This window comes from Cryobacterium sp. N21, assembly GCF_002929575.1.
Taxonomy (GTDB): Bacteria; Actinomycetota; Actinomycetes; order Actinomycetales; family Microbacteriaceae; genus Cryobacterium; species Cryobacterium flavum.
The window spans coordinates 274,768-300,995 of sequence record NZ_PJJQ01000035.1 but is presented as its reverse complement, the minus strand read 5'-3'; the positions used below and the strand labels follow the sequence as shown (position 1 = coordinate 300,995).

The following is a 26,228-nucleotide window of genomic DNA, read 5'->3' as shown; positions in this document are numbered from 1 at the left end:
TAGGGTTTTGCACCCCTGATTACGGGGCAGGCGTGGGAGTAAAGGGGCGTCCTATCTGTGGGAGACTACGGAGAGCAGTTATGTATCGCAACGAAAGGTCGCCACGTGGAACTCCGCGACTACATTCGCATCCTGCGCAAGAGCTGGCTTCTCATTGTCGCGCTGACGCTCGTTGCCGTCGCCGCGGCATCCGTTTTCTCGATCACGACGACGCCCAAGTTCAGCGCCATCTCGAAGGTTTTCGTGTCGACGCAATCGAGCGGCACCACCTCTGACCTGGTGCAGGGCAACAGCTTCACCGTGGCGAGGGTCAAGACGTACTCCGGCCTCGCCACCACGCCGCTCGTGTTGCTGCCGGTCATTGAGGGCCTGAACCTCGACCTCATACCGGCCGCTCTCGCTGATGCGATTTCCGTTTCTGCACCGCTCGACACGTCCATTATCGACATCACGGTCACCGACGCCGACCCCGTGCGGGCTGCGGATATCGCCAACGCGGTGTCGCAGAGCCTCACCGAGAACGTGCAGCAGATCGAGAAGCCCGACGACCCGGGTGCGGCCGCGCCGGTCAAACTCACCCGGGTGCAGGTGGCCAGTGTGCCGAACGCGCCGGTGAGCCCGAACGTGCCGCTCAACCTCGCGCTCGGCGCGCTCGTGGGCCTCGCCCTCGGCGTGGGGCTGGCCGTGCTGCGCGAAACTCTCGACATCCGCATCCGCAGCCAGCGCGACGTGGAACAGGTCACCGACATGCCCGTCATCGGCGGCATCGTGTTCGACCCGAAAGCCACCGAGCGCCCGCTCATCGTGCACGCGGACCCGCGCAGCCCCCGAGCCGAATCGTTTCGCACCCTGCGCACCAACCTGCAATACCTCGATCTGGGCCGCGCTGACCGTTCGTTCGTCGTCACGTCGTCGATCGGCAGCGAGGGCAAGAGCACCTCGAGTGCCAACCTGGCCATTGCCCTGGCCGATGCCGGCGCCCGGGTGCTGCTCGTCGACGCCGACCTGCGTCGCCCGAAAATCGCCGAATACATGGATATCGAGGGCGGGGTCGGCCTCACCGACGTGCTGATCGGGCGGGCTGAGCTCAGCGATGTCATCCAGCCGTGGGGCCTCGGGCAGTTGTTCGTGCTTCCCGCCGGTCGCATTCCGCCGAACCCGAGCGAGTTGCTCGGCTCAGCCGGCATGGCCACGCTGATCGATGAATTCAACAGCACCTTCGACGTCGTCATCTTCGACTCCCCGCCCCTGCTGCCCGTGACGGATGCCGCTATCCTCGCCAAGAGCGTCGGCGCTGCCATTCTCATCGTTGCCGCTGGCCGTACCCAGAAGAACCAGCTCAAGGGGGCGATCGCCGCCCTGCACAGCGTCGGAGCGCCGATCAGCGGGCTCGTCCTCACCATGCTGCAAATCACCGGGCCGGATGCCTATGGTTACGGACACTATGGTCCGTACGGCTACGGTCACAGCTATGGTGAAGTCGGGGCCGAACCTGACATGGTCCCGCCGTCCTACGCCCGCCGATCGAGAGCCAAAGCATGAGCGCCCCCCGCATTCTTCTGGTCTGCACGGGCAACATTTGCCGCTCTCCGCTCGCTGAGCAGTTGTTGCGAGCTCGTTGTGACGCGCTCGGCCTTCTGGTCGAGGTGCACAGCGCCGGCACCCGAGCCATGGTGGCGAGCCCCATGACGGCCGAGGCGGCCGCGCTCTCGCTCAAGCACGGCGCCCATGACACCGAGCATGCGGCCCGGCAGGTCACCGAGCAGCTCGTTGGCGAGGCCGACCTCATTCTCACGGCTACCCGGGACCACCGCCGTGAGGTCGTCACGCTGCTCCCCAAGGCCACCCGGTACACCTTCACTCTGAACCAGTTCGCCCGTCTGGTTTCCGCCGTGGAAGCCCCCTCCGACCCTCCTTCTTCTTCCATTCCGGGCCCGGAAACCGGGCCCAGTTTAGAACCTGGGCCCGGTTCCCCAACCTGGGCCCGGCGAGCGGATGTACCGACCTCGGCCGCCACCGCCGAGTCCCCTCTGCCGGTCGTGTCTCAACAGGATCGGCAACCGTTTGAGGCTGCGCCGCAACCCGCTTCGGCGACCCAGCCGGCGGCATCCGCTTTCTCGGCATTCGTGGCCTCTATCGCCGCGACGCGCGGCCTGCACCCGTCGCCGACTCCCGCCACCCTCGACGATATCGATGACCCATTCCGGCAGTCGGTGGTGGTGTACACCCGAGTCGCCGCCATCATCGACGACTCGGTCACGACGATCGCGGCGGCTCTGGCCCCCGCCCTGCGGCAGAGCTGATATGCGCCGTTTTCACCGCACGAGCCCGCGCGATTCCTCGCGTCGTCGCCTCTGGGTTTATCTCGCCGTCGGGTTGTTCCTCCTGGCTGACATCTATCTTGTCGCCACCGCTCTCACCTCGACCCGGGCCGAGACCAGCCTCCCCGACTCCCCGCCGCCCGCTGCGCTTGTTCCCACCGCCACTCCCGTTCCCAGCCCGACCGGCTCGGTGGCCGCCAGCGTCAGCCCCGTGCCGCTCACGCGCATTCTCTCTGCTGTGTCGTCGACCATCGCCTGGCGGGCCGTCACTGGCACCTGCCCTGACCCGCTCGCCGAGCCCGCCGTCAGCACCGACGGTGGTGCCTCCTGGACCGCGACCGACGCGAACGGTCCCACCGAGGTGACCGCATTGCAGAGCATCGACGCAACCAACGAGTCGGTCGCCCAGTTCGTTGGATTCGCCGAAGAAGACTGCTCGCCCCAGGTCGTGCGCACCTTCGTTGCGGGCGATAACTACTCATCTTCCGAAGACGAGCTCGACACCATGTGGTTTGTCGACCCGGCCGACCGCTCCGAACTGCACGGGCCAGCGGGATTCCAGCCAGCCCCGTGCGATGCGGTTGTGTCCCTCGCGCCCAGCAGCGACGCGGACTCGGCAGCCGTGCTCTGCGCCGACGGCCGCTTGTTCGCCACAACGGATGCCGCCACCACCTGGTCGCCGCCGGTAACCGTCGCCGGAATAGTCACCGTCACTGCCACGTCCACCGGCTACCTGGCCGTCGCGACCACCACCGGCACAACCACAGCCACCGACTGCATCGGTGTGAACCTCGTCGCCCTCACCGCCGATCTCACGCCCACGGTCACCGGCTGTTACCCGACCGAGCAAACTCCCGCCGCCCTGGCCGGCAACGTCGCCGTCGCCGCCGCCGATGACACGCTCTGGCTCTGGATCGGCGACGCCACCCTCCGTTCCACCGACGCCGGCCGCACCTGGCTCTAGCCCGGCCGTTGGGCGTCCCGTTCGTAACTGCGGAGATAGCGGCCCCGACCCCGGAAAACCGGGTCACCTCCAATGGTCTTCGGCGCCGGATGGTAAATTCTCCGCAGTTATACACGAGGCTCCGAGTACGAGTCGCCCGATTTTCCACAAATCGTCAAATGCCCACCACACCCCGGCCAGCGGGACTATTCTCAGCGCATGGACGATAACGTCGCATGGGTCTTCGAGAAGAAAGACGTCGATCAGCCGCGCCTCTGCCCGCAGTGCGGCGATCCCCTGGAAGTCACTTGGCACGGCACGGGTTACGACTACGGTTGCGCCAACTTCGCGTGCCCGCAGCTGTACTTTGGTCCGCCGTACTCCGAGGCCGAGCTGGCCAGCGCTGTACCGACCGAGGTGCGTGCCCCCAACTGCCCGCGCTGCCTCATGCCCATGCAAATCGTGCCCGACGGCGAGACCTGGCAATTCGCCTGTGCGCAAAGCGGATGCGACGGTATCTGGCCCCCCACCGGCTCCTGACCCCCCACCGCCACAGTCAGCGCTCGCAGCGCCCCGTCCCGCCCGCAGCCGCCGCAGCCCCCCCCGTCAGCGCCCCCGCCCAGCAGCTAACGCGTGTTGAACAGCTCGCGCTCCCGCCGCCCCCTATAGTCAACTCATGTCGAACCGCGGCCTCGAGCCCACAGCATCCGCTCAACTGACCGACCTCGCCCGCCGGGTCATCGATCTTCTGCCCGAGCACGGGCGCATTCTGGTCGGGATTGCCGGCAGCCCCGGCGCCGGCAAGACTACCCTCGCGATGCAGGTCGCCGCGACGGTGAACGATCTGCTCGGCAGCACGGATGTCGCCGTGCACCTCCCCATGGACGGTTTCCACCTCGCCAACTCCACCCTCGACCGCCTCGGCCGGCACGATCGCAAGGGCGCGATCGACACCTTCGACGGCTGGGGATTCGTCGCCTTGCTCCGTCGCCTCCTCACCGAGTACGACCACACGGTCTATGCGCCAAGCTTTAATCGCAACGTCGACGAGGGAATCGCTGCCGAGATCGCCGTGCTGCCGAGCGCTCGTGTGGTCATGGTGGAGGGCAACTACCTGCTCGCCGACACCGAGCCGTGGGTGCAGATCGACTCGCTCCTCGCCGAATCCTGGTTCTGTGAGACCAGCGACAACGAGCGTCTCCGCCGCCTGGTCGACCGGCACGAGCGCCACGGACGCAGCCCCGAGGCCGCGCTGGCCTGGGCCGAGTCCGTCGACGGAAAGAACGCCGAGCTCATCGAGGCCACGCGCCCGCGCGCGACCCTCACGATCTCGGGTCAGTAGCCCCACGCCACCCGCGCGCGGCCTGTTCGGAGCCGTCGATTCGGCGACCCCGGCAGGGTGTTGCTCGCGTTCCCGACGCCGCAACAGTTCAGCGAGCCAAACGTATACTCGCCTGAGTAATACCGAAACCTGTCAACGCAAGCCGTTCGCTCAACGTGAAAGCACCCCGCTCATGCCCTCAACCCACCTGCCATCCGTTGAACTACACCTACACATTGAGGGAACCCTCGAGCCGGAACTCATCTTCGAGTTGGCTGCCCGCAACAATGTGACGCTGCCTTACAGGGACATCGCCGATCTGAAGAGTCGATACGAGTTCACTGACCTGCAGTCCTTTCTCACGCTCTACTACGCCAATATGGCCGTGCTGCAAACCGCGCAGGACTTTGCCGACCTCACCCGCGCCTACCTGCGTCGTGCGAGCGCAGCCGGCGTGCGCCATGCGGAAATCTTTCTGGACCCGCAGGCGCACACCGTGCGCGGTGTTTCCCTCGCTGCCTGCGTAAACGGCGTGGCGGGGGCCCTGCGTGACAGCCAGGCGCAGTTCGGCCTGTCGTCGGCGCTCATCATCACATTTCTGCGCGATCAGCCTGCCGCCGAGGCGCTCGACACTCTTACCCAGCTGATCGCCATGAACGCACCCATCATCGGAATCGGGCTCGACTCGGCGGAGGTCGGGCACCCGCCGATCGATTTCGTCGAGGTCTTCGACCTGGCCCGCGCGCACGGGCTCAAGTGTGTTGCCCACGCCGGTGAGGAGGGCCCGCCCGAGTACGTGTGGCAGGCCCTGCAACGGCTGCAGGTATCGCGCGTTGACCATGGAATTCGCAGCCTGGAGGATCCGCTGCTCGTGGACTACCTGGTGCAGAATGCCATTCCGCTCACGGTCTGCCCGCTCTCCAACGTGCGTCTGCGTGTCGTGGACACGCTGGCCGATCACCCGCTGCCGGCCATGCTGGAGCGTGGTTTGCTCGTCACGATCAATTCGGACGACCCGGCCTACTTCGGCGGCTACCTCGACGACACGTTTGCGGCGATCACGCGCACCTTCAACCTCACCGTCGACCAGCTCGCCGTGCTCGCGCGCAACGGCGTGCGTGCTGCCTTCATCGACGACGATCGCCGGGCCGAGCTGCTGGCCGAAATCACGCACTGGCGCGCAGCCCGGCCCGCCTAACCCCGCCGAGCCCGCAATAAGGCGGCCGCCACCCGTTGATACAACGTGGTGACGGCCGCTTTGTCAGTTGCTACAAGCGGATGCCCTACGCAACGTTCCGGCGACGGCTCACGACCACCGCGGCCCCGGCCAGAATCATCAGCAGTGCGGCAAACCCGAGCGGTGCCCCCACAAAGCCGGTCTCAGCCAGAGCGCTGACCTCGGAGCGGCCCCTCCCGCCGCCGTTCGTCACTTCCGAGCCCGAAAGTTACAGCGACTCGCCCGAGGCCCCGACCAACGGATCCACCGGCGGACGCACGATGCCGGTGGCGGTTTCGACGGCGAGGCCTGAACGGTACCAGTACTCGAAGCCACCGATCATTTCCCGCACCGAATGGCCCTGCGCGATGAGCGCAACGGCCGCTCTGGTGGCGCCGTTACAGCCCGGACCCCAGCCGTACACGACCACGGTGCGCCCCGCCGGAATGTCATCCCGCAGGCGAATCGCGCCCAGGGCATGCCCGTGGTCCCACGATGCCCGCATGCGCGTGTCCACGAGAATGAATTCCCCCGAGTCCAGCCCCGCGGCGGCATCGAGCACGTCCACCTCGTAGGCGAGCTTGGCCTGCAGGTAGTCAAGCATGGGCGATGGCGGCGAGCAGCTCCAGCTGGGCTGGGTCGCCGAGGGCCGAGCCCACGGCCACGGTGCGCACGCCGTTGGCGAGAAAGAGTGACGCGTTTGCGGCGTCCATGCCGCCGGTCGCTACGAATTTGGCTTGCGGAAACGGACCGGCCATGGCGGTGAACCAGGTCGGCCCGAGCAGGCTGGCCGGAAAAGCCTTGAGCCAGGTCAGGCCAGAGGCGAGGGCGGCCTGCACCTCCGAAGCGGTGGCCACGCCCGGCAGGGGCGGCATGCCGGCATCGAACGAGGCACGCACAATAACCGGGTCGTAGCCGGGGCTCACCGTGAAGGCAGCCCCAGCTTCGTGAGCCTGGCGCACATGTTCGAGCGTCACGACCGTTCCGGCCCCGACCGATTTGCCGCGGTCTGCCCCGGCCGCCACCACGGCACGAAGCGCGTCGATGTCGCGGCTGGACTGAATCGGCAGCTCGACGCAGTCGATGCCGAGATCCCAGGCCTGGCGTGCCAACTCCAGGCTGCGCGCAACGCCGAAGCCGCGCAGGATGGCCATCAACGGCTGGCCATCGAGCAGGGGGCTGAGCGATTCATTCGATAGTGCGGTCATGTGTGCCTCTCAAAAGCGGTCAGTGGATGTGCAGAAAGTCACTCGTCGATTGCAAAACCAGCACGGCACGGTCATGCCCGGCCTGCAGGCGCTCGGCGCTGCCCTGGCCCTGTAAGAAGGCGTGCAGGTACCCGGCGGCGAAGGCGTCACCGGCCCCGACCGCCTCGACGACGGCCGTCGGAGTAGCCGGAACGAACACGGTTCCCGCGGGGGAGTACTCGGTCGCGCCGACGTCACCGTCTTTCACGATCAGGTACGGCACGTGGGCCAACTTTGTCCGAACGTCGTCGGGAGTGCGCGTGTCCCAGAGGGTGTGAGCTTCGTCGAGGCCCACGAAAACAATGTCGGCGCCGCCGGCTGAGTGTGCGAGCGCGGGAGCAGCATCAGTCACGCTCCACAGGGCGCCGCGATAGTTCACGTCGAAGCTCAGCAGCGTTGGCGCGGCGGCAACCCGAGCGATGACGGTGGTAACCAGCTCGGCACAGCTCGCCGACAGTGCCTCGGTAATGCCGGACAGGTGCACGAGCCGAGCGCTTTCGAGGGGAACCTCAGCGACAGTCACAGCATTCATGAGTGACGCCGCAGAGCCGGCGCGAAAGTATTGCACGCCGTTACCGGGGTCCTTGAAATACGCGCCCGTGGGCGCTGACGCGACCCGGCGCACCCAGCCGGTGTCGACCTGGCGTTCACGCAGCAGCCGTTCGACCCGCCGCCCGAGGGCGTCGTCGCCGAGCTGGCTCACCCACGCGGTGGGGGTGCCCAGATTGCACAGGTGTGACGCCACGTTCGACTCGGCACCGCCGACATCGAGGCGAAACGCGCTCGCGGTCTCCAATGGCTCGGCCTCAACGGGCGTGACGAGCACCATGGTCTCGCCAATGGTGATCACAGTCTGGCTCATGGCTCCATAGTTGACTATCTGAGCATATATTGCAACACTGTTGCAAATGCTGCAACATGCTCGCAAGTTGGCGACGCTTCTGATTAGATAATCGATAACAGAAATTGCAACTGCATGTGCACGACATGCAACAATTCGATCGGTACGGTGCAGAAATCAGAGTAGACAACAACCAGCTGTCGCCCCGCGACAAGGGCCTCCCGGCTCGCGCGGCCGGCCTCACCGTAGAACAGTTCCTGGCCACACGCCCGACGCTGTCCGAGTTCTGGACCCCGCTTCTCGTGCTCAGCGACGACGCCCTTGCCCACAACCTCGGCGTCATGGCCGACTGGACTGCGCGCCACGGCTTCTCGCTCATGCCCCACGGCAAGACCACCATGGCACCCGACCTCTGGCGGCGCCAGATCGACACCGGCTCCTTCGGCATCACCCTCGCCACGGCCGGCCAGGTGCGAGTGGCCCGCGACTTCGGCTTCGAATCGATCATGCTCGCCAACGCGCTGACGGATGCCCGCGCCTTGCGTTTCGTGGCCGCCCAGCTCGCCGACCCGAGCTTCTCGTTCAGCTGCTGGGCAGATTCCGTCGACACCGTCGAGGTCATGGAGCGCGCGCTCGACGGCGTCGAACTCGCACGACCGATCAATGTCTGCGTTGAGCTTGGCGCCGATGGCGGACGCACGGGGGCGCGCACGCTGGCCGACGCGCGGGGCGTAGCTGAACGCATCCGTCGGTCGTCGGTGCTGCGTCTGGCCGGCGTTGCGGGTTACGAGGGCTGTCTTGCCCATGACCGCAACGAGCAGGGACTCGCCGCGGTGCGCGACTATCTCGAAGCAATGCTCGAACTGCACACGAGCCTGGCCGATGACTATGACGACCAGGAGGTCATTCTCACGGCCGGCGGCAGCGCCTACTTTGACCTCGTCGATGAAGTCTTCGGCCCCATCGACAACCCCGTGCCGAACACTCGCTATGTGCTGCGCTCCGGTGCCTATCTCACCCACGATGACGGCTTCTATCGGGGAATCTCCCCGCTCGACGCGTCGCGGCTGGGCGACGCCGACCCGGCGCACGTGCTGCGACCGGCCATGCGCGGCCTCGCCCGGGTGCTGTCGCGCCCGGAACCGCAGCTTGCCCTGCTCGACGCTGGCAAGCGCGACTTTCCCTACGACGAGGGGCTTCCCATTCCCCAGACCCGCGCGATCGACCTCGGCGCGGCCGCAACGCCGCTGACCGGGGCCTCGGTCAGCGCGATGAATGACCAGCACAGTTTTCTGAGGCTGGCCCCGGCGCAGGAGCTCGCGATCGGCTCGGTCGTGACGCTCGGGTTGTCGCACCCGTGCACCGCGTTCGACAAGTGGCGCTGTATCCCCGTCGTGCAGAACTGGGAGTCCGACCTCGTGGTGGGTCTGGTTCGCACCTACTTCTAAATAGTGTGCAATATACGCACAATGGCGTGCAAATGTTACAAACCCGCAACATGCCGCTCTTCCGCCCGACTTCGGGCTGCACAATACTGAATTCACATCATCTGCAACATGCGTTGCAACATATGCACAAGCGTCATTTGCACTAGGAGGAAACGTGAAAGTTCTTAAGACAGTCCCGGTCGCCGTCATAGCGGTCGCCGCACTCGCACTCTCGGGCTGTGCAGGCGGTGGCGATGAAGCCGCCAACACTGCCGCGGCCGCTGGCACGTTATCCGTGGCCACCTGGCAGTTTCTGGAGCCCACCCGCGGTGACGCACTGTTCGACACGATCAACGGCTACACGGCCGACAACCCCGATGTGACGCTCGAAAAGGTCGAGATCGCTCGCGCCGACTACGAGAAGACTCTGAGCACGCAGTTCGGCGCCGGCGCCGGCCCCGACGTGTTCGTCATCCCCGACGCCTACTTTCCCCAGCTGGCCGATGCCGGCCTGCTCGAACCGCTCGACGATGTCGTCAGCGAAGCAACCGAGTTGCGCAACATCAACGACAACTACGTCGTCGATGGCAGCCAGCTCGGCCTGGTCTGGGAGGTCGTTCCCTACTCCCTGTTCTGGAACACCGACATCCTCGCCGCTGCCGGTGTCGAAGCACCCACCACCGTCGACGAACTGATCACCGCTGCGGCCACAATCACCGAAACCACCGGCAAGACCGGCTTCTCGGTTCGCCACCAGATGAACGAGGAAACCCCGTGGTGGACCGACCAGTCCAACTGGGAATTCGGCTACGGCGGCGAGTGGTCAGACGGTGAGAAGCTCACCATCGACTCCGACGAGAACATCGAAGCGGTCGAGGCCTTCAAGTCGGTCTACGACTCCTCGGGCTTCGGCAAGGGCCAGGACGCCTCCACCTACCGCTCGGCTTTCGCAGCCGGCGAACTGGGAATGGCCATCGACAACTCCTCGGCCGTCATGACCCTGGTCGGCGACGCGGTTCCGGCCGACAAGATCGGTTCCGCCGTGCTGCCCTTCCCCGAGGGCGGCTCGGCCTACGCCGGCTTCTCCATCGGTGTCAACGCCAACTCCAAGAACAAGGACGCGGCCAAAGACTTTATCAAGTGGATGCTCACCGACGACGCCCAGCAGGGCCTCGCCGATACGCTCTTCCCGTCGGCCATCGCCACCGAGGTTGCCGCCTCCGACGAACTGCTGGGCGCCAACCCCTGGGTTGCCGCGTTCCACGAGCAGGTCAACGACGCCAGCAGCGTCATCATCGCCGGATTCGAGGCCGACACCGCGGCCATTCGCACGATCGTGCTCACGCAGATCGAACGCGTGCTCACCGAGGGCATCTCCGCTGAAGAAGCGCTCGCCGAAGCCCAGAAACAGGCTGAAGCACTTACCCAGTAAAACAGCCTGCTCGGGTGTGGTGGCTTTTAGCCGCCGCACCCGAGCAGGGTCGCTCTCCACCCGACTTTTCGAGGAGTCGCATGGTCTCCGTAATGCCCCAGGCGCGGCCCGCTCGTACCAAGAAACGCGTGCGCTCGGCGCCCTACATCTTCATCGGCCCCGCCGTGCTCTACCTGCTCTTCTTCACGGCGTTCCCGCTGCTGACCGGGGTGAACCTCAGCTTCACGAACAGCAAACTGCTCAACCCCTCGGCCGGTTCTTACGTGGGCTTCGACAACTACACCGCTCTCATCACGAGCGGTGCCTTCATGAAGAGCGTCTACACGACGCTCATCTACACGGCGGCGACCGTGATCGGCTGCCTCGTTCTCGGCACGGCCTCTGCGCTCGTCATCAATGGGTTTCTGCCCGGCCGCGCGATCGCCCGCACCATCATGGTGCTGCCCTGGGCTGTGCCGACCGTTGCCCTCGCACTGGTCTTTCGCTGGATTTACAACGACACCAACGGCATCGCCGGCGACGTCACCCAGGGGCTCGGCCTCGGTCAGGTCGGCTGGCTCATCGACCCCAATTACGGCATGCTGGCCGTGGTCATCGCCACGGTCTGGAAGCTCGCACCCTTCGTCATGCTCATCGTGCTCGCTGCCCTGCAGTCCGTTCCCGAGGAACTCTACGAAGCCACCCGGGTCGACGGGGCGGATGCCTTCACCACCTTCAAACAGATCGTCCTGCCGCAGATTGCGCCCACCATGCGCGTCGTCGCCCTGCTCATGACGATCTGGTCGTTCCGTCGCTTTGAGATCATCTGGCTGCTCACCGGAGGAGGCCCGGTCGACGCGACGACGACGATCGTCATTAACGTGTACCGCCAGGCCTTCAATAACGGAAACCTGGGACTGGCCGCGGCGGCCGGCGTGCTGGGGCTGCTGCTCTCGCTCATCGTCACCGTCGTCTACTTCTTCGTCGAACAACGCGCGACCAAAGCGAACGGGATCGAATCATGATCGGCAGGCGCAATCTCAGCATCGGGGTGCGCAGTCTGCTCGCCCTCGTGCTCGTCATCCTCGCGGGCTTCCCCGTGTTCTGGATGATCAACACGGCCATGACGCCGGTCGGCGATCTCTACTCCAACAACCAGCGCATAATCCCCGACTTCAGCCGCACGCTGAACATCTTCCAGGTGCTCGTGAGCGACTCGCCCTTTTTGCGCTGGCTCGGCAACTCCGCCCTGGTGGCCGGGGGAACCACACTGCTGAGTCTGCTGCTGGCCTGCCTGGCCGCCTACGCGCTCTCCCGCTACAAGTTCGTCGGCAAGGGCCTGATGACCTTCGGCTTCTTCGCCACCCAGATGTTGCCCGAAGCCCTGCTCATCGTTCCCCTCTATTCCATGTTCATGACCCTCGGGCTGCTCAACGAGCTCTACGGGCTCGTGCTCGTGAACACGGCCTTCGCCATGCCGGTCGCGGTGTTCCTGCTTAAATCGGCGATGGACACGGTGCCCTACGAGATCGAAGAATCTGCGCGGGTCGACGGCTGCAACGCCCTCACGATTCTGCAGGTCATGTTCATCCCGCTGATTGCGCCCTCCCTCGCGGCGGCAGCCGTCATCACCTTCTTCGACGGCTGGAATGAATACCTGTTCGCGACCACCTTCATTCACGACACCGCGAATTGGGTCGCCTCCACCGGGCTCGCCTCCTTCATCGGCGAATTCACCACGCCGCTCGACATGGTCTTCAGCGGGGCGATCGTCTTCACGATTCCCGCAGCCATCTTTTTCCTTCTAATGCAACGCAAGATCGTCGCCGGTCTCACCGCCGGCTCTGTGAAAGGCTGAACCCGATGGCATCGCTCACATTTGACGCCCTGTCCAAGAGCTATGGCGCCAACACTGTCATCAGCGACTTCAGCGCCACGGTCGACGACAAGGAATTCCTGGTTCTGCTCGGCCCGTCGGGCTGCGGCAAATCCACCATGCTGCGCATGGTCGCCGGGCTCACCGACATCAGCTCCGGCACCCTGAAATTCGGCGACGACGTTGTGAACGCCCTCACCCCGAAGCAGCGCAATATCGCGTTCGTGTTCCAGTCTTACGCGCTGTACCCGCACATGACCGTGCGGGCAAACATCGCATTTCCGCTCATCATGGACAACTTTCGCTGGTGGCACCACCTGCCGTTCTGGGGCGCGTTGATGCGGTCACGGCTACTGAAGCGCCCCGACATCAAGGCCAAGATCGAGCGCACCGCCGAGATGCTCGAACTCACCGACTACCTCGAACGCCGCCCGAAAGCACTCTCCGGCGGCCAGCGTCAGCGGGTGGCCGTTGCCCGCTCGATCATTCGCGAACCCGCGATCTACCTGTTCGACGAACCACTGTCGAACCTCGACGCCAAACTGCGCATGCAGATGCGCGCCGAAATTTCGGCCCTGCACGCGCGCGTGCAGAAAACCTTCGTCTACGTCACCCACGACCAGGTCGAGGCGATGACCATGGGCACCCGTATCATCGTCATGAACGAGGGCGTCGTGCAGCAATACGGCACCCCCGCCGAGATCTACAGCGCTCCCGCCAACGAATTCGTCGCCCGGTTCATCGGCTCCCCGCCGATGAACATCTTCGCGGCGACGGTGCGCGACGGACTGCTCTATGTCGGCGATGTGCCGGTGCTAAATTCCGCCGGCTGGGCGGCATCCGTTGTGGCGCTGGGGTTGCAGACGGTGTCGCTGGGGGTGCGGGCCGAGAAGATCGGGCTCGATTCGCCAAGCGGCGACCTGCTCTCGATCGAGGCGCACACCCTTGTGGTGGAACACCTCGGTGCCGAAACCATCGTGGGCGTCAAGACCGGGCCGGTCGGTGCCACCGTCGACGTGGGGGTCGGTGCCAGCCGCGGCCTGCACTACGCCCGCATCGCCGGTGAAGAGCAGTTCACGACCAATAGCGGATGCCGCATCACCTTCGCCAGCGACGCCGTTCACCTGTTTGACCCCGAGACCGGCAAACGACTGGAGCCCTGACATGACCCGACTGGTGCTGCGTAACGGCACGATCGTCGACGGCAGCGCGACGGAGCCGTACCGCGGCGACCTCGCGATGCGCGGCGACCGCATCGAAGCCGTCGGCGAGGTCCCGGCCGAGCCCGGAGACATAGATGTGGACTGCACCGGCCGGCTCGTGCTGCCCGGTTTCGTCGACGCTCACTCGCACGGCGACGGCAAGGTCTTCGATCCAGCGGTGCAGCTCGCGCTGCTGCGCCAGGGCGTGACGACCATCATCGGCGGCCAGGACGGCATCTCCTACGCGCCCGGAGACGGCGCCTACGCGTCGGAGTACTTCGCCGCGATTAACGGCGAGCACCCGACCTATCGGGGCCCGCGCGTTGCCCACCTGCTCGCCACCTACGATCACACCACCCGGCTGAACGTGGCCTACCTCGTGCCGGCAGGAACCGTGCGGCACGAGGTGATGGCGCGCAGTACCGAGCCCGCCACCCCGGAGCAGCTGGGCCGCATGCGCGACCTCGTCACCGGGGGGCTGCGTGACGGCGCTATCGGCCTGTCGAGCGGGCTCGACTACGTGCCGGGGATCTACTCGGACACCGCCGAACTGGCTGCCCTGTGCGAGCCGGTCGCGGCCGTCGGCGCGGTGTATGTCACCCATATGCGCGGCGGCTATGAGGCCAATTCGGCCGCCGGAGTCGACGAGATCGCCGCGATTAGCCGGCACTCGGGGGTGCGCACCCACATCTCGCACTTTCACGCCGAAGCCGACACGCTCCTTCCCCTGCTGGATCGGTTGCGGGGCGCCGGCATCGACACCACTTTTGACGCGTACCCCTATACCCGCGGATGCACGCTGCTGGCCATGCCGCTGTTGCCGCCGGAATTGGCGATTCGCCCGGTGCACGAGATTCTGCTCGAGCTGGCCCGGCCCGAAGCGCGCGAGGCGCTCCGCCGGGAGTGGTTCCCGCAGATCGACCAGAAGCCGAGTCTCGGGCCGGACTGGCCCACCATGATTACCCTCGGCCACATCCGGGCGCCCGAATACGCCTGGGCGCACGGCCTCACGATCGCTGAGGGAGCCGCGCGGGCAGGCGTCGACACGATCGACTTCGCGCTCGACCTGCTCCTGGCCTCGCGGCTTGAAGTGAACGCCATCATGGCTGTGCGCTACGCCCGTCCGGTCGAGGAGCTGGGTCGCATCCTCTCGCACGAGCGGCACGTCGGCGGGTCGGACGGCATCTTTGTGGGTGCGCACCCGCATCCGCGGGCCCACGGAACCTTCGCCCGCTACCTGCGCGAATTCGTGCGTGAACACGGCTTCTACACCTGGACCGCGGCCGTGGCGCACCTCGCCACCCGGCCGGTCGACACCTTCGAACTCGGTGAGCGCGGGCGGTTGGCACCCGGGCAGATCGCCGACATCATTGTCGTCGACGGGGCCGCGGTGGCCGATCATGCCACCTACGAAGCGCCGTTCGCGCTGGCCACCGGCATCGACGATGTCTTCGTCGCCGGCCGGCCGGTGCTGCGCGACGGCCAGCTCACCTCCGAATTGGCCGGTCGGGGATTACGACGGGTCCCGATAGGGCGATAACGTCGCAGTGTTGCAGTATTTGCATCAACCGGTTCGGTCCTCAGACGAGAAAGTAGTCACATGTCGAAAAGCGTTCGTCGCGCCGCGCTCATCATCGACTCCATCGCGGAGGGGCCGAAGACGGTCGTGGAGCTGTCGCAAATGTTCGAGCTGCACCGCTCCACCATGTTCCGCGAGCTGCAATCACTCGAAGAGGTGGGCTACGTGCACCGACGCAAGTCGGGCCAGTACACCCTGGGCCTGCACCTCATCTCGCTCTCCAAACTGGCCTTCGACAACCTCGACCTGAGAGAGGCAGCGCACGACCATATCCGTCGCCTGCACAAGGTGGTCGGCAATACCGTGCACCTGGCCGCGCTCATGGAGAGCAGCATCGTTTACGTCGACAAGGTCGAAGATCCCAACGGTGTGCGCATGTATTCGCGCATCGGCAAAGCCGTGCTGCCCTATTGCAGCGGCGTCGGCAAGGCCATCCTGGCCGATCTCGACGAGGGCGGCCGCAACGCGGTACTGGCCGGGTCGACCTGGGAGAAATTCACCGAGCACACCATCACCTCTCGAGACGCGCTCGACCGCGAGCTCGAGATCGTCAAGAAGCAGCGGTGGGCGGCCGACGACCGGGAGTTCGAGGACTTCGTCAACTGTGTTGCCGTCCCCATCCACTCGTCGATGGGTGTCGTCGGTGCCTTGTCGGTGACCGCTATCCGCATGGTGCAAAACCTGCCCCAACTCAAAACTCACCTGCCCTTGATGCAACAGACTGCCGAGCTCATTTCTCGCGAGCTTGGATGATCACGGGTGTCGCGCCGTTGTCGTGGCGCGCGCCCACCACGAAAGGAACACCATGACGAAAATCGCCATCAGAACCGCCAACGCTCCCCAGCCGGCTGGCCCCTACAGCCAGGGCATCGTAGCCAACGGGTTCTTCTACAGTGCCGGTTTTGGCCCGCAGAACCCCGAGACCGGCGAGAAGGCAGCCACGGTCGGTGAGCAGACCCGCCAGGTGCTGCGCAACATCTCCGCTGTGCTCGCCGAGCGCGGACTCACCCTCGACGACTCCGTCAAGGTCACCGCGCACCTGCAGCACCTCAACGAGGACTTCGCCGAGTTCAATGAGGCCTACAAGGAGTTCTTCACCGCGCCGTTCCCGGTGCGCACCACGGTCGGCTCCCAGTTGGCCAACATTCTGGTCGAGATCGACGTGGTGGCGGTCCTCCCCGCATCCGAGTAGGCGCGACGCACGAGTTCGTCGATATCTAGCCCCAGCCCGCCAGCACCGCCGACTGGGAGACGACGAAGACGAGCGCAGCGAGCCCGATGAGTAGGGCGGTGAGCGTCACCGCGGCCACGGCCTTGCCCCCGCTGATGGCCGCGGTCGGGTTGTCCACCAGGGCCCGTGTGGCCCGGTGGTAGCGAATCGAGGTGAGCGCATAGGCAGCGCCGACGAGCGCGAGAGCGGGCACGCCAATAAGCAGTGCCAGCAGCGGGTCGGTGACGGCACCGAATCGAATCGAGACGGCGACTCCCAGCGCGAGCACGAGGCAGGTGCGTCGCCACGCTAGAAGCGTGCGCTCCGGCTGAAGCCCCGACTCGAAAATTCGCATCCCGCTCACACCAGCAGGCTCCCGACGATGATGCCGACGATGGCGATGGCCGCGCCACTGGTGATGATGGCTCCGACGGCAAGGCCGGGCAGCGGCTGCATCAGCCGCATGGACCGCTCGGTTGCGGCCCACGACCACCAGGCGTGCACGATCGACACCAGACCGAGGGCGATGAAGATGAGCGCGGAGGCGAGGCGGATCTCGGCCTGAATCGGAGCATCCAGCGCTTCCAGCGCAACGCCGGCGAGCAGCAGCGCGAGGGACGTTCGAATCCAGGCCAGAAAGGTGCGCTCGTTGGCGAGGCTGAAGCGCGGATCGGGCTCGTCGCCCACCTCAAAGACCTTGCGCGGAAACCGTGATCTCATATCCCCCGAGCATACCGGTGGGCAATAGCGGCCGTGCGGCGACCTGGGCGCGGCACGCGGGTGCCGCTACGCGACCCTCCGATGTCGGGTCGCGACGATCGCGCCCCCGGCCACTCGCGAGCTCGAAATTGCCGCAGACACCATTGAACCCCCATGAAACGCTTTGACCGGCCGATCGTTGCCGTCACGAGGCGTCGCTGCCAGCCGATCTCAGTTTACCGATCAGAACGACCAGCCCCAGCGGATGCCGACCCGCCGCCAGCACCGGTGCAGCGCCCAGGAATGCGAGCGGCCGTCCCTACGTCGCAGTCCGCTCAAAATCGCTGCTGGCGCGCACACACAAGGTGGGGGCAAGTCGAACCGACTCCACCCGGTCGGCATTGAGTACGCCGAGGAGCAGTTTCACTGCCTCCCGGCCAATGTCGAGCATCGGTGACCTCACCGACGACAGCGCGATGGGCAGTTGCGCAGCCAGCGACGTGTCGTTGAATCCCACAATCGCCAAATCCCTGCCGACCACCAGACCAAGAGAATTCGCCGCGCCCATGGCGCCGATGGCGGCGAAGTCGTTGACCGCAAAGATCGCGCTGGGTCGACGAGAGGTGTTGCGCAGAATGGTGTCGGCCGCGGTCCGACCGCCCATCGTGTCAAAGGGAGCCCAGACAATCGCGCTCTCGGGAATCGCCCCGCCCAGAGCGCGAAAACGTGAGACGAAACCGCTGGTTCGATCGACCGCGGTGCTGGCATATTTCTCACCGGCGATGACGGAGACAACTCGGTGGCCTCGGTCCCACAGGTGCTGGGCCACCAGTGCGCCGCCGAGGGTGTCGTCGCAGGTCGCCGAGGTGAATCCGGCAATCGCACGGTTCATGAGCACGAAGGGCACCTGGCGTGCGGTGAGCTCGTCGAGAATGTTTCCATCGAGGTGCGCGTCTCCGATGATCAGGCCGTCCACCCGCCGCGACAGCATCACCTCCACCTTGCGCCGCTGCATTGCCGTATCGTCGCGGGAGTTCATGACGAAGGTGGAGTAGTTGGCGTCGTCTGCCGCTTCCTCGATTCCCTCATACATAACGGCCAGAACGAGGTCGGAGAGCCGCGGAACGATCACGCCCAGAAGGTGCGTGCGCCGGGTGCGCAGGCTGGCGGCCTGGGGATCGGGGGAGTACCCCACCTTCTTAGCCAAATCCCGCACGCGCTGGGCGGTGGCCGGTGCGGCGGCGCCCCGCGCCGTGTCGGATTCCCCGTGCAGAATTCGCGACACTGTTGACGGATGCAGGCCAAGTTCCGCGGCCAGGTCTTTGAGGGTGACCGACCCCGGTCTGATGTCTGTCATGTCGCTGTCTCCAGTTTCCATTCCCGAGCTGAAGCTTGACGCGCCTGCTGATCCCATTCTATAGTTTGAGCACCTCGCTACCCAAACGATTGGGTAGCAGACGTTACTTACCCGCAACGAAGCGTGCAGTCGGCTGAAACATTGGGTAAATATTCTTTTCACCAATAACCCAATCGATTGGGTAACGACTTTCGGAGAAAACATGACAGATCGTGCCGGCACCCACGTGGTGCTGCTGGCGACCGGGGGAACGATCTCGTCGCGAGCCTTCCCGGCCGAAGGTGGTGCGGCCGTCGCCGCCGACGCTGGATCGCAGATTCTCGACGCCCTCGACGCCCCGCTTGCCTATCCGATGCGGGTCATTGACGTCGCCTGTGAGGGGTCGTACCTGCTGACCCTCCACGACATGATCGCGATCTGCGGGCAGATCAAGATCGCCCTCGCCGATCCAACCGTGCGCGGCGTCGTCGTCACGCACGGCACCGACACCATGGAAGAGACTGCCTATCTGGCCGACCTCACCCATAACGATCTGAGCCCGGTGGTATTCACCGGGGCCCAGAAATCCGCCGACGCAGCCGATCCCGACGGTCCCGCCAATCTGGCCGCTGCAATCGCGGTGGCCGGGTCGCCCGACGCGGCTGGCCTCGGAGCGCTCATCGTCTTTGCCGGCGAAATCTTTTCGGCGCGTGGCGTGCGTAAGGCGCACACCTTCGCCCTGGATGCCTTCACCAACCCCGATTTCGGCTCGGCGGGTGTCGTGACCGCCGTCGGTGACGTCGTCATGACCGGCTCGAACGAGCGGATGCCGCCACTTCCGCTCCCAGCCGTCCCGCGTGACCAGGCCCTGCGAGTCGACGTGATCTCTGCCTACCCGGGGGCTGACGGCGTCTTGCTGCGGGCATCCGTTGCTGCGGGGGCTGGCGGAATTGTGCTGCAGGCGACGGGCAGCGGCAATGCCAACCCCGCCCTGTGCTCCGCCGTCGCCGAAGCCGCAGCTCACGGAACCGTGGTTGTGACAAGCACACGGGTGAGCGCCGGCCCTGTTATCCCGGTTTATGGTGCCGGCGGGGGGCGCGACCTGGTCGCGGCTGGGGCTATCCCGTCTGGCCTCCTGCGGCCGTCGCAGTCGATGATTCTGCTCAGCCTGCTCCTGCTGCTCGGCCGCGACCACGACGACATTGCCCAAGCTTTCGCCGTGCACGGCGCCGCTCCAGCGCCAGACAAAACCTACGATTCTCTGTACGTTCACTCCACACGAAAGGCACATTCATGAAGAAAGATATTCAAATCGCATTTGGAGTGGACGTCGACGCCGTCGCCGGAATGCTCGGCTCCTATGGCGGTGAAGACTCCCCGTGCGATATTTCCCGCGGCATGTTCAGCGGCGAGGTCGGGGGGCCGAGGCTTATTCGCCTGTTCGACAAGTACGACCTGCCCGCCACCTGGTTTGTTCCGGGGCATTCAATCGAGACGTTTCCCGAGCTGACCCGAATGATCGTCTCTGCGGGCCACGAGATTGGTGTGCACGGGTACTCCCACGAGAACCCGATTGCCATGACCCGTGAGCAGGAGACCGCCATCCTTGACCGCTCCATCGAACTGATCGAAAACGTTTCGGGCCGTCGGCCCACGGGGTATGTCGCCCCGTGGTGGGAGTTCTCCTCGGTGACCAATGAAATTCTGCTCGAACGCGGCATCAAATATGACCACTCGCTCATGCACAAGGACTTCGAGCCGTACTACGTGCGTGTTGGTGACAGCTGGAAGAAGATCGACTACGGCAAGGACGCCCAGACCTGGATGGAGCCGCTCGTGCGCGGCATCGAGACCGACCTCGTCGAGATCCCCGCCAACTGGTACCTCGATGACTTGCCGCCGATGATGTTCATCAAGGCCGCACCGAACTCGCACGGTTTCGTGAACCCGCGCGATATCGAGCAGATGTGGAAGGACCAGTTCGACTGGGTCTACCGCGAAATGGATCAGGCCGTCTTCACCATGACCATCCACCCCGACGTCTCCGGACGACCGCAAGTGCTCCTCATGCTCGAGCGCCTGATCGAGCATTTCAACTCCTACGAAGGCGTCAGCTGGAACACCTTCGACCAGATTGCAGATTCGTTCCTCGCCCGTTCCCCCCGAAAGGTCCCCTCCGCATGAAACTGAAATCCTCCACCCTCGATCTCACGGCGCCAAGCGTCAATGAGAAACGTCGTTTTCCCGCCTTCACCGTGAAGCAGACCCGCACCGCCACGATTCTGGCGCTGTTGGCCTGGACCGTTGCCGTCTTCGACTACGGACTGTTCGGCACTCTCCTTCCCGCCATGCAGGAATCCTTCGGGTGGACGGCGCCGGAAGCCTACGCGATCAACACCTGGATCGCCGTGGGCACCGCGATCGTGTGCTTCGGCGTCGGCCCGGTCATCGACCGCCTCGGACGCCGCAAGGGCATGATGGTCACCGTCGGTGGTACGGCCATCGTCTCCGGTCTCACCGCCATCATCCCCACCGGAATGGCCTTCCTCAGCAGTGGCTTGCTCGTGATCGTGCGATCCTTTGGCGGTCTCGGGTTCTCCGAGCAGGCCGTCAACGCGACCTACATGAACGAGGTTTACCAGGTCACCGAAGACGAGAAGAAGCGCAAGCGCCCTGGCCTGAGCTACTCCTTCATTCAGGGCGGCTGGCCGCTCGGCTTTCTGCTCGCCAGTGCGCTCGCCCTGGCCTTTCTTCCGACCTTCGGCTGGCGCGCCCTATATCTGATGGCGACCATCCCCGCCGCGCTCATCGTGTGGGCCATCGCGCGCAAGCTCAAAGAAACTCCCCAGTTCGAACTGCATAGTGAACTCACCCGCCTCGAGAAGGCCGGGCGCACCGAAGAGGCTCACCTGCTCGCCGGGTCGTATGGCGTCGAGCATTCCTCGACCACGCCGCTCAAGCTCATCTGGGAGCCGAAGCTGCGCCGCAACACGATCGTGTTCTCGCTCGCCTGGATCTTCAACTTCATGGGCATCATGATCTTCAGCATTTTGGGAAGCTCCGTGCTCAAGAATGCCAAGGGTGTCGAACTCTCCGACGCCTTCTGGATGCTCATCGTCATCAACGCCCTGGCCTACTTCGGCTACGTGTTTCACGGGTGGCTCGGCGACAAGATCGGCCGCAAGCGCACCATCATCAGCGGCTGGATTCTCGCATCGGTCGCCTTCACCATCATGTTGAGCCCCCTCGCTAACAGCCCCGTGACCATCGTCGCCAGCTTCGGCGCCGGCCTCTTCTTTCTCGTTGGCCCGTACGCGGCTATTCAGTACTTCATGGCGGAGTGCTATCCGGTGAGCTGCCGCGCCACCGGCACGGCGTTCATCGGCGCGATGAGCCAGCCCGGAATCGTCCTCGGCGGCGCGCTCTTCACCGCCGTTGCTGCCGGAGCCAACACGGGAACCGCCGCGCTCTGGGTTGGCGCCCTCGGCACCCTCATCTCGGGCGTGCTCATGTTCGCTGCCAAGCCCATGGCAGAAGCTCCGCTCGCCATCGAGTCGGAAAACGAGCTGAAAGCCCAGCGTGCCTGAGCCCCGCGTTGCCATCATCACCGGAGCTGCGAGCGGTATAGGTCGGGCGCTAGCGGTGCACTACGCCGGTCTGGGGGTGCGCAGCATCATTGGCTCATTTTCGGGAGACCCGCATGATCCGCAAGAAACGCTGCGGCTGGTGCAAGCCGCCGGCGGTGAAGCAGTCGTGCACGAGGTCGACGTGCGCAGTACGGCATCCGTTGATGCCTTCGCGCAGCGCGCCGTCGACGAGTATGGACGGCTCGACTATGCCATCGCGAATGCGGGCATCCTGCGTAATTCGTCGCTTACGGAGATGACGGATGCTCGTTGGACCGACATGCTCGACGTCGACCTCACCGGCGTGCTGCGTACCCTGCGTGCTGCGGCCGATCGCATGACCGAGGGCGGTGCGATGGTGGCGACCTCGTCCATCGCCGGTGGGGTCTACGGGTGGCAAGGCCACGCGCACTATGCAGCGGCGAAAGCCGGCGTGCTCGGTCTGATTCGTAGTGTGGCCGTGGAACTGGGACCACAGGGAATTCGCGTCAATGCGGTGATTCCCGGGCTCATTGAGACCCCGCAGTCACTCGACCCGGTGAATTCGCTCGGCCCCGACGGCCTCGCCCAGGCCGGCAAGGACATTCCGTGGGGCCGTGTCGGCACGCCGGCCGAGGTGGCGAGCGTCATCGCGTTTCTCACCTCAGCAGATGCCGGTTATGTCACCGGACAGTCCCTGATCGTCGACGGTGGACTCACCGTGAAAATGAGGGCCTGAAAATGAATCACACCGGGCGTGGAGTCGTCGTGACCGGCGGCAGCAGCGGAATCGGCCGGGCCATCGCCCAGGCATTCATCGCCAACGGCGACCGCGTGGTCGTCCTCGACCGCGCGGGCACCCACGAATTAGCAATCGGCGTCGACGTCTCGCAGGAAGACAGCGTGCGGGCGGCCTTCGCGCTGGCACGGGAACGCCTGGGCACCATCGACATCCTGGTCAACAGCGCCGGCCTGCTCACCGAGTCACCGATACAAGACATGACCCTCGCGATGTGGAACGAGACCCTCGCGGTCGACCTCACCGGGGTGTTCCTGTGCTGCCGGGAGGTAGTGGGGGAGATGCGCCAACAGAAATGGGGCCGCATCATCAACATCGCCTCCCAGCTCGCCATTAAGGGTGGTAACGGCCTAAGCCACTACGCGGCTGCCAAGGCCGGGGTCGTTGCCTTCACGAAATCGCTGGCGCTCGAGGTCGCGGGCGACAATGTGCTTGTCAACAGCATTGCTCCCGGCCCAATCGAAACCCCGCTCGTGCAGGGCATCTCCGAGCAATGGAAGCTTGCCAAGCGGGCCGAACTGCCCCTCGGGCGGTTCGGCATCGCGGCCGAAGTCGCCCCAACAGCGCTGCTGCTGGCCAGCGAACCGGGAGGAAACCTGTACGTGGGGCAGACCCTGGGGCCAAATTCCGGCGATGTGATGCAATAACGTGGGCCACTCGGTCAGTTAGGAACCCAGAGTGTGCGGAGCATGCGGTACGACGGTCCATCCCGACGCGGTGATGGGCGATGAACACACCTTGAGAAAGCGGATGTTGGTGGCGCAGACGGTGACCGCCGTCTGTGCCGGGCTGCCCGGCACACCCCGCATTGCGGCGCTCGCCGCCGGGTGGTCGGTGACCAGCGCCACCGGTTCGATGGCATTGTGCCCCACGGTGGCAGATGTCTGGCTTGCGCTGCTCTCCCGAAGCGGGCCGCACATTCACCAGGCAATCGAGGCTCGGGCGCAAGTCGAGGACCCTGACGGTCTCGCTGCGCAGGTCCTTGCCCTTGGCCAGCACCTGGCGCGGCAGCGGCCGCTCGCCGGCGCGCAATACGGAACGGCTTCGTTGGTACGAGTGATTCGAGATTACGCGGCGCCCAGTTGACTTTCAATAAAGATTGCATATGCTTTCTTTTATGAAACCGTCTGTCCCTCTGCTGAGCCCAATCCTGCGGTCTGACACCCAAGGACGTCTATTGGCTCAGCTCTTCGCGCGCCCGCAGCGCGAGGTCACCGTGAGTGAGCTTGCGCGGTTGGCTGAGGCCACGTTGCCCACTGCCCTCAGAGATGTCGATCGTCTCGTACGGGGTGGTTATCTGACCGAACGCCGCGTGGGACGCAACCGCATGATCCGTGTCAACGAGGAGCATCCGCTCTACGCAGCCCTGAAGCAGATAGTCACCTACGGATATGGGCCGACTGCCCTCATTCCCGATCTGCTGCGCGGTCTGCCCGGTATCGATGCTGCCTACATTTACGGTTCGTGGGCCGCTCGCCTGGACGGCGAGCCGGGCAACGATCCGAACGACATCGACCTGCTTGTTGTCGGCGACGTGGAAACAAGCCAGTTTTACCCGATAGCACTCGAGGCGACGAAAATGCTGGGTCGTGAGGTGAGCATCAACGTGATCTCACCGAACCGATGGCAGCGTGCTGACGACGGATTTATCAGAAAGGTGCAGGCTCGGCCACTTGTACAACTCGATCTGCGGGCATCGTGATTACGCGCTGGCACCAGGGCCGAGCCGGAGTCGACGATCTCATCGCTCGAGGTCACATCGAGAGAGTGCGAGCCGACCGCGCCTTGGCCGACCTCATGCTGCAGGAAGCCGTTCGGCATCTCGCGTCGTCCCGGCTGACCGCGGATACCGACCCAACCGGTAGTTTCGCGATGGCTTATGACTCCTGCCGCAAGGCTCTGGCATCGACACGAACTATGTGCCGCGGTGTCTCACGCGGCCACTGGGCAGTATCGCATCCTCTGCCGCCAGAGCGTCCGATTCCGTTTGGGCAACTTCAGCGATCGCGTGTCGCGCGCGACGAATAAAACGGGCCAGGCGCACAGTGCCGTAACAGCCAGCGGCGATCAGGAGAACGACTACACCAATCATCGCCCACGGGGTATAGCCGACCTGGGTCCGAACGTGATCCGTGCCGGCTTCTGAGACGATAGTTGCGACTGCGCTTCCGACCTGGATGGGAGGTATTCCTTCGAGTGTGGCGTTCAGCTCCACCCTCGACCCCGGCAGTACACTTTCGGGTTGGTCAAAGTTGACTTCACGGTCCGCTCCAAGCCATCCGCTGGCGTCAAGGGTGGCGGTGGGGTGCAGGATGGTATTTCCCGTGTTGTGCAGGGGAAGCGTGAACGTGATTGCCCCGCCGGTTTGTTCCCAGCTCAGGTCGCCAGGCTCCAGGGACTTGACAGCGGTGCCCGCAACAGTGAGGTAAATGCGCACCCCTTGGCGATGAACGACGTCCACCCGGAAGGCGGTTTCGCCGTCCACGACCGAGGTGTCGCCCTGCACGGTGGCACTTTGGATGATCAATCCTCGGCGTAGTTTACTGAGTCCACGGCGCCAGCCGCGCTGGTGAAGGCGGTGGCGGCGGCAGTGCGGCTCAATGCCGCCCCGGTTCCACGGGGGTCGCTGATGCTCCAGTCTGTAGCAGTGCTCCCCGTTGAGGTCGTGGTGGTTCCGTCCAGCAACACACTGCTCATGGTGGGGCTCGGAGTGCTCGCGACCAGGGCGCCGCCGGCAATAGTCGCGTTCACGGGTTCGGTTGCTGCCATCGCAGGCGAAAGACCTACCGCAAGGAGGAGAGCCGCGGTGGCAACGGCGCCGCTGACCTTGGTAATTTTGCGCATTTTGGAACTACTTATTGGTTGATGATGAGGTGAAGCGGAAAAAATGATCCTGTGCCCCCGGCGCATAGCACAGCGCATGATTGAGGCCGGCGCTTTACTGCGCATCTCAATGACGGACACACCGGGGCAGGCGAACGGGACGAAAATCGTCGTCGAAGCTAAGGGAGGTGAGGGCGATAAAGCGCAGCACCATATGCAGTCAAAGAATTCCGACGGGGACTCGTCATCTGCTCTCGGTGTACCGCTCGCATTGTCGTCAGACGTCGCGAATGGTGTATATCGCGCAGAGATAGTACCTAATTAGATCGTTTATTTTCCATTACAGGGATAGCAATATTAAGCAGGTTGAAT

Annotated in this window: 30 protein-coding genes; 21 read left to right on the top strand and 9 right to left on the bottom strand. The window is 64.8% G+C overall.

All coding sequences use genetic code 11. The features are described 5' to 3' along the window. Positions 1-105 precede the first annotated feature (105 nt). The 6 genes from CXY77_RS15825 (at position 106) to CXY77_RS15800 (ending at position 5,783) form a co-directional block, all read left to right on the top strand. Positions 106-1,542, top strand: coding sequence for a polysaccharide biosynthesis tyrosine autokinase (locus CXY77_RS15825; RefSeq protein ID WP_104130464.1), 1,437 nt, complete (start codon positions 106-108; stop codon positions 1,540-1,542). Continuing rightward, positions 1,539-2,303, top strand: coding sequence for a hypothetical protein (locus CXY77_RS15820; protein ID WP_104130463.1), 765 nt, complete (start codon positions 1,539-1,541; stop codon positions 2,301-2,303). Before CXY77_RS15825 ends, CXY77_RS15820 begins: the two co-directional genes overlap by 4 nt. A gap of 1 nt (position 2,304) precedes the next feature. Continuing rightward, positions 2,305-3,285 carry a hypothetical protein gene (locus tag CXY77_RS15815; protein WP_092340287.1) on the top strand — a complete coding sequence of 327 codons (981 nt, stop codon included), beginning with the start codon at positions 2,305-2,307 and terminating at the stop codon, positions 3,283-3,285. A 198-nt stretch (positions 3,286-3,483) separates the two neighbouring features. Continuing rightward, a complete protein-coding gene (locus CXY77_RS15810) occupies positions 3,484-3,804 on the top strand; it encodes a hypothetical protein (protein ID WP_104130462.1) in 321 nt (106 codons plus the stop codon). A gap of 136 nt (positions 3,805-3,940) precedes the next feature. After that, entirely contained in the window at positions 3,941-4,606 is a 666-nt protein-coding gene (locus CXY77_RS15805; protein ID WP_092340285.1) for a nucleoside/nucleotide kinase family protein, read from the top strand. A 172-nt stretch (positions 4,607-4,778) separates the two neighbouring features. Beyond that, complete coding sequence (locus CXY77_RS15800; RefSeq protein ID WP_104130461.1) at positions 4,779-5,783, top strand: adenosine deaminase; 1,005 nt, start codon at positions 4,779-4,781, stop codon at positions 5,781-5,783. A gap of 85 nt (positions 5,784-5,868) precedes the next feature. On the opposite strand, the gene CXY77_RS20215 is transcribed toward CXY77_RS15800, so the two are convergent. Genes CXY77_RS20215 through CXY77_RS15785 form a run of 4 tightly spaced genes read right to left on the bottom strand, consistent with a single transcriptional unit; the run spans position 5,869 to position 7,910 of the window. Continuing rightward, positions 5,869-6,015 carry a hypothetical protein gene (locus CXY77_RS20215; RefSeq protein ID WP_158252860.1) on the bottom strand — a complete coding sequence of 49 codons (147 nt, stop codon included), beginning with the start codon at positions 6,013-6,015 and terminating at the stop codon, positions 5,869-5,871. A gap of 15 nt (positions 6,016-6,030) precedes the next feature. Further along, positions 6,031-6,405 carry a rhodanese-like domain-containing protein gene (locus CXY77_RS15795; protein ID WP_092340283.1) on the bottom strand — a complete coding sequence of 125 codons (375 nt, stop codon included), beginning with the start codon at positions 6,403-6,405 and terminating at the stop codon, positions 6,031-6,033. Next, positions 6,398-7,009 carry a bifunctional 4-hydroxy-2-oxoglutarate aldolase/2-dehydro-3-deoxy-phosphogluconate aldolase gene (locus tag CXY77_RS15790; protein ID WP_104130460.1) on the bottom strand — a complete coding sequence of 204 codons (612 nt, stop codon included), beginning with the start codon at positions 7,007-7,009 and terminating at the stop codon, positions 6,398-6,400. Before CXY77_RS15790 ends, CXY77_RS15795 begins: the two co-directional genes overlap by 8 nt. A gap of 19 nt (positions 7,010-7,028) precedes the next feature. After that, positions 7,029-7,910 (bottom strand): sugar kinase, encoded by an 882-nt coding sequence (locus CXY77_RS15785; protein WP_104130459.1) that lies wholly within the window; start codon positions 7,908-7,910, stop codon positions 7,029-7,031. A gap of 125 nt (positions 7,911-8,035) precedes the next feature. On the opposite strand from CXY77_RS15785, the gene CXY77_RS15780 reads away from it, so the two are divergent. From CXY77_RS15780 to CXY77_RS15745, 8 genes are all read left to right on the top strand, one after another. Further along, positions 8,036-9,337, top strand: a complete 1,302-nt coding sequence (locus tag CXY77_RS15780) for an alanine racemase (protein ID WP_104130527.1) — start codon at positions 8,036-8,038, stop codon at positions 9,335-9,337. A 154-nt stretch (positions 9,338-9,491) separates the two neighbouring features. Further along, positions 9,492-10,748, top strand: coding sequence for a sugar ABC transporter substrate-binding protein (locus CXY77_RS15775; protein ID WP_158252859.1), 1,257 nt, complete (start codon positions 9,492-9,494; stop codon positions 10,746-10,748). An 80-nt stretch (positions 10,749-10,828) separates the two neighbouring features. Beyond that, positions 10,829-11,752 (top strand): carbohydrate ABC transporter permease, encoded by a 924-nt coding sequence (locus CXY77_RS15770; protein WP_104130457.1) that lies wholly within the window; start codon positions 10,829-10,831, stop codon positions 11,750-11,752. After that, positions 11,749-12,585: a carbohydrate ABC transporter permease gene (locus CXY77_RS15765; RefSeq protein WP_092340278.1), complete on the top strand. Its 837-nt coding sequence runs from the start codon at positions 11,749-11,751 to the stop codon at positions 12,583-12,585. The genes CXY77_RS15770 and CXY77_RS15765 overlap by 4 nt, the downstream gene beginning before the upstream one ends. A gap of 5 nt (positions 12,586-12,590) precedes the next feature. Further along, positions 12,591-13,766 carry an ABC transporter ATP-binding protein gene (locus tag CXY77_RS15760; protein ID WP_104130456.1) on the top strand — a complete coding sequence of 392 codons (1,176 nt, stop codon included), beginning with the start codon at positions 12,591-12,593 and terminating at the stop codon, positions 13,764-13,766. A gap of 1 nt (position 13,767) precedes the next feature. Further along, on the top strand, positions 13,768-15,345 hold the full coding sequence (locus CXY77_RS15755; RefSeq protein ID WP_104130455.1) for an amidohydrolase family protein: 1,578 nt from the start codon (positions 13,768-13,770) through the stop codon (positions 15,343-15,345). Between the two features lie 60 nt (positions 15,346-15,405). Then, complete coding sequence (locus CXY77_RS15750; RefSeq protein ID WP_092340275.1) at positions 15,406-16,137, top strand: IclR family transcriptional regulator; 732 nt, start codon at positions 15,406-15,408, stop codon at positions 16,135-16,137. A gap of 52 nt (positions 16,138-16,189) precedes the next feature. Further along, positions 16,190-16,576, top strand: coding sequence for a RidA family protein (locus CXY77_RS15745; protein ID WP_104130454.1), 387 nt, complete (start codon positions 16,190-16,192; stop codon positions 16,574-16,576). A 25-nt stretch (positions 16,577-16,601) separates the two neighbouring features. Here CXY77_RS15745 and CXY77_RS15740 read toward each other — a convergent pair whose 3' ends face one another. The 3 genes from CXY77_RS15740 to CXY77_RS15730 all read right to left on the bottom strand — a co-directional run bounded on the left by CXY77_RS15740 (position 16,602) and on the right by CXY77_RS15730 (position 18,650). Further along, the gene (locus tag CXY77_RS15740) at positions 16,602-16,949 is read right to left on the bottom strand and encodes a DUF202 domain-containing protein (protein WP_104089052.1); all 348 of its coding nucleotides are present in this window, start codon (positions 16,947-16,949) and stop codon (positions 16,602-16,604) included. A gap of 5 nt (positions 16,950-16,954) precedes the next feature. Continuing rightward, positions 16,955-17,314, bottom strand: a complete 360-nt coding sequence (locus CXY77_RS15735) for a YidH family protein (RefSeq protein ID WP_092340272.1) — start codon at positions 17,312-17,314, stop codon at positions 16,955-16,957. A gap of 298 nt (positions 17,315-17,612) precedes the next feature. Beyond that, positions 17,613-18,650, bottom strand: coding sequence for a LacI family DNA-binding transcriptional regulator (locus tag CXY77_RS15730; RefSeq protein WP_104130526.1), 1,038 nt, complete (start codon positions 18,648-18,650; stop codon positions 17,613-17,615). Positions 18,651-18,852: 202 nt separating this feature from the next. On the opposite strand from CXY77_RS15730, the gene CXY77_RS15725 reads away from it, so the two are divergent. The 7 genes from CXY77_RS15725 to CXY77_RS15695 all read left to right on the top strand — a co-directional run bounded on the left by CXY77_RS15725 (position 18,853) and on the right by CXY77_RS15695 (position 24,735). Then, a complete protein-coding gene (locus CXY77_RS15725) occupies positions 18,853-19,926 on the top strand; it encodes an asparaginase (protein ID WP_199181932.1) in 1,074 nt (357 codons plus the stop codon). Continuing rightward, positions 19,923-20,813, top strand: a complete 891-nt coding sequence (locus CXY77_RS15720; protein ID WP_104130453.1) for a polysaccharide deacetylase — start codon at positions 19,923-19,925, stop codon at positions 20,811-20,813. The genes CXY77_RS15725 and CXY77_RS15720 overlap by 4 nt, the downstream gene beginning before the upstream one ends. Continuing rightward, positions 20,810-22,216 carry an MFS transporter gene (locus CXY77_RS15715; protein WP_104130452.1) on the top strand — a complete coding sequence of 469 codons (1,407 nt, stop codon included), beginning with the start codon at positions 20,810-20,812 and terminating at the stop codon, positions 22,214-22,216. The genes CXY77_RS15720 and CXY77_RS15715 overlap by 4 nt, the downstream gene beginning before the upstream one ends. Next, positions 22,209-22,973, top strand: coding sequence for an SDR family NAD(P)-dependent oxidoreductase (locus tag CXY77_RS15710; protein WP_104130451.1), 765 nt, complete (start codon positions 22,209-22,211; stop codon positions 22,971-22,973). The genes CXY77_RS15715 and CXY77_RS15710 overlap by 8 nt, the downstream gene beginning before the upstream one ends. 2 nt (positions 22,974-22,975) lie before the next feature. Beyond that, positions 22,976-23,680 carry an SDR family NAD(P)-dependent oxidoreductase gene (locus tag CXY77_RS15705; RefSeq protein ID WP_104089059.1) on the top strand — a complete coding sequence of 235 codons (705 nt, stop codon included), beginning with the start codon at positions 22,976-22,978 and terminating at the stop codon, positions 23,678-23,680. A gap of 70 nt (positions 23,681-23,750) precedes the next feature. After that, a complete protein-coding gene (locus CXY77_RS15700) occupies positions 23,751-24,119 on the top strand; it encodes a hypothetical protein (RefSeq protein WP_140425558.1) in 369 nt (122 codons plus the stop codon). Between the two features lie 19 nt (positions 24,120-24,138). Then, positions 24,139-24,735: an ArsR family transcriptional regulator gene (locus tag CXY77_RS15695; RefSeq protein WP_140425557.1), complete on the top strand. Its 597-nt coding sequence runs from the start codon at positions 24,139-24,141 to the stop codon at positions 24,733-24,735. Between the two features lie 213 nt (positions 24,736-24,948). Here CXY77_RS15695 and CXY77_RS15690 read toward each other — a convergent pair whose 3' ends face one another. Together CXY77_RS15690 and CXY77_RS15685 are read right to left on the bottom strand one after the other, a co-directional pair. Next, positions 24,949-25,539 (bottom strand): DUF916 domain-containing protein, encoded by a 591-nt coding sequence (locus tag CXY77_RS15690; protein ID WP_140425556.1) that lies wholly within the window; start codon positions 25,537-25,539, stop codon positions 24,949-24,951. A gap of 17 nt (positions 25,540-25,556) precedes the next feature. Next, positions 25,557-25,877 (bottom strand): hypothetical protein, encoded by a 321-nt coding sequence (locus tag CXY77_RS15685; protein ID WP_104130450.1) that lies wholly within the window; start codon positions 25,875-25,877, stop codon positions 25,557-25,559. Positions 25,878-26,228 lie beyond the last annotated feature (351 nt).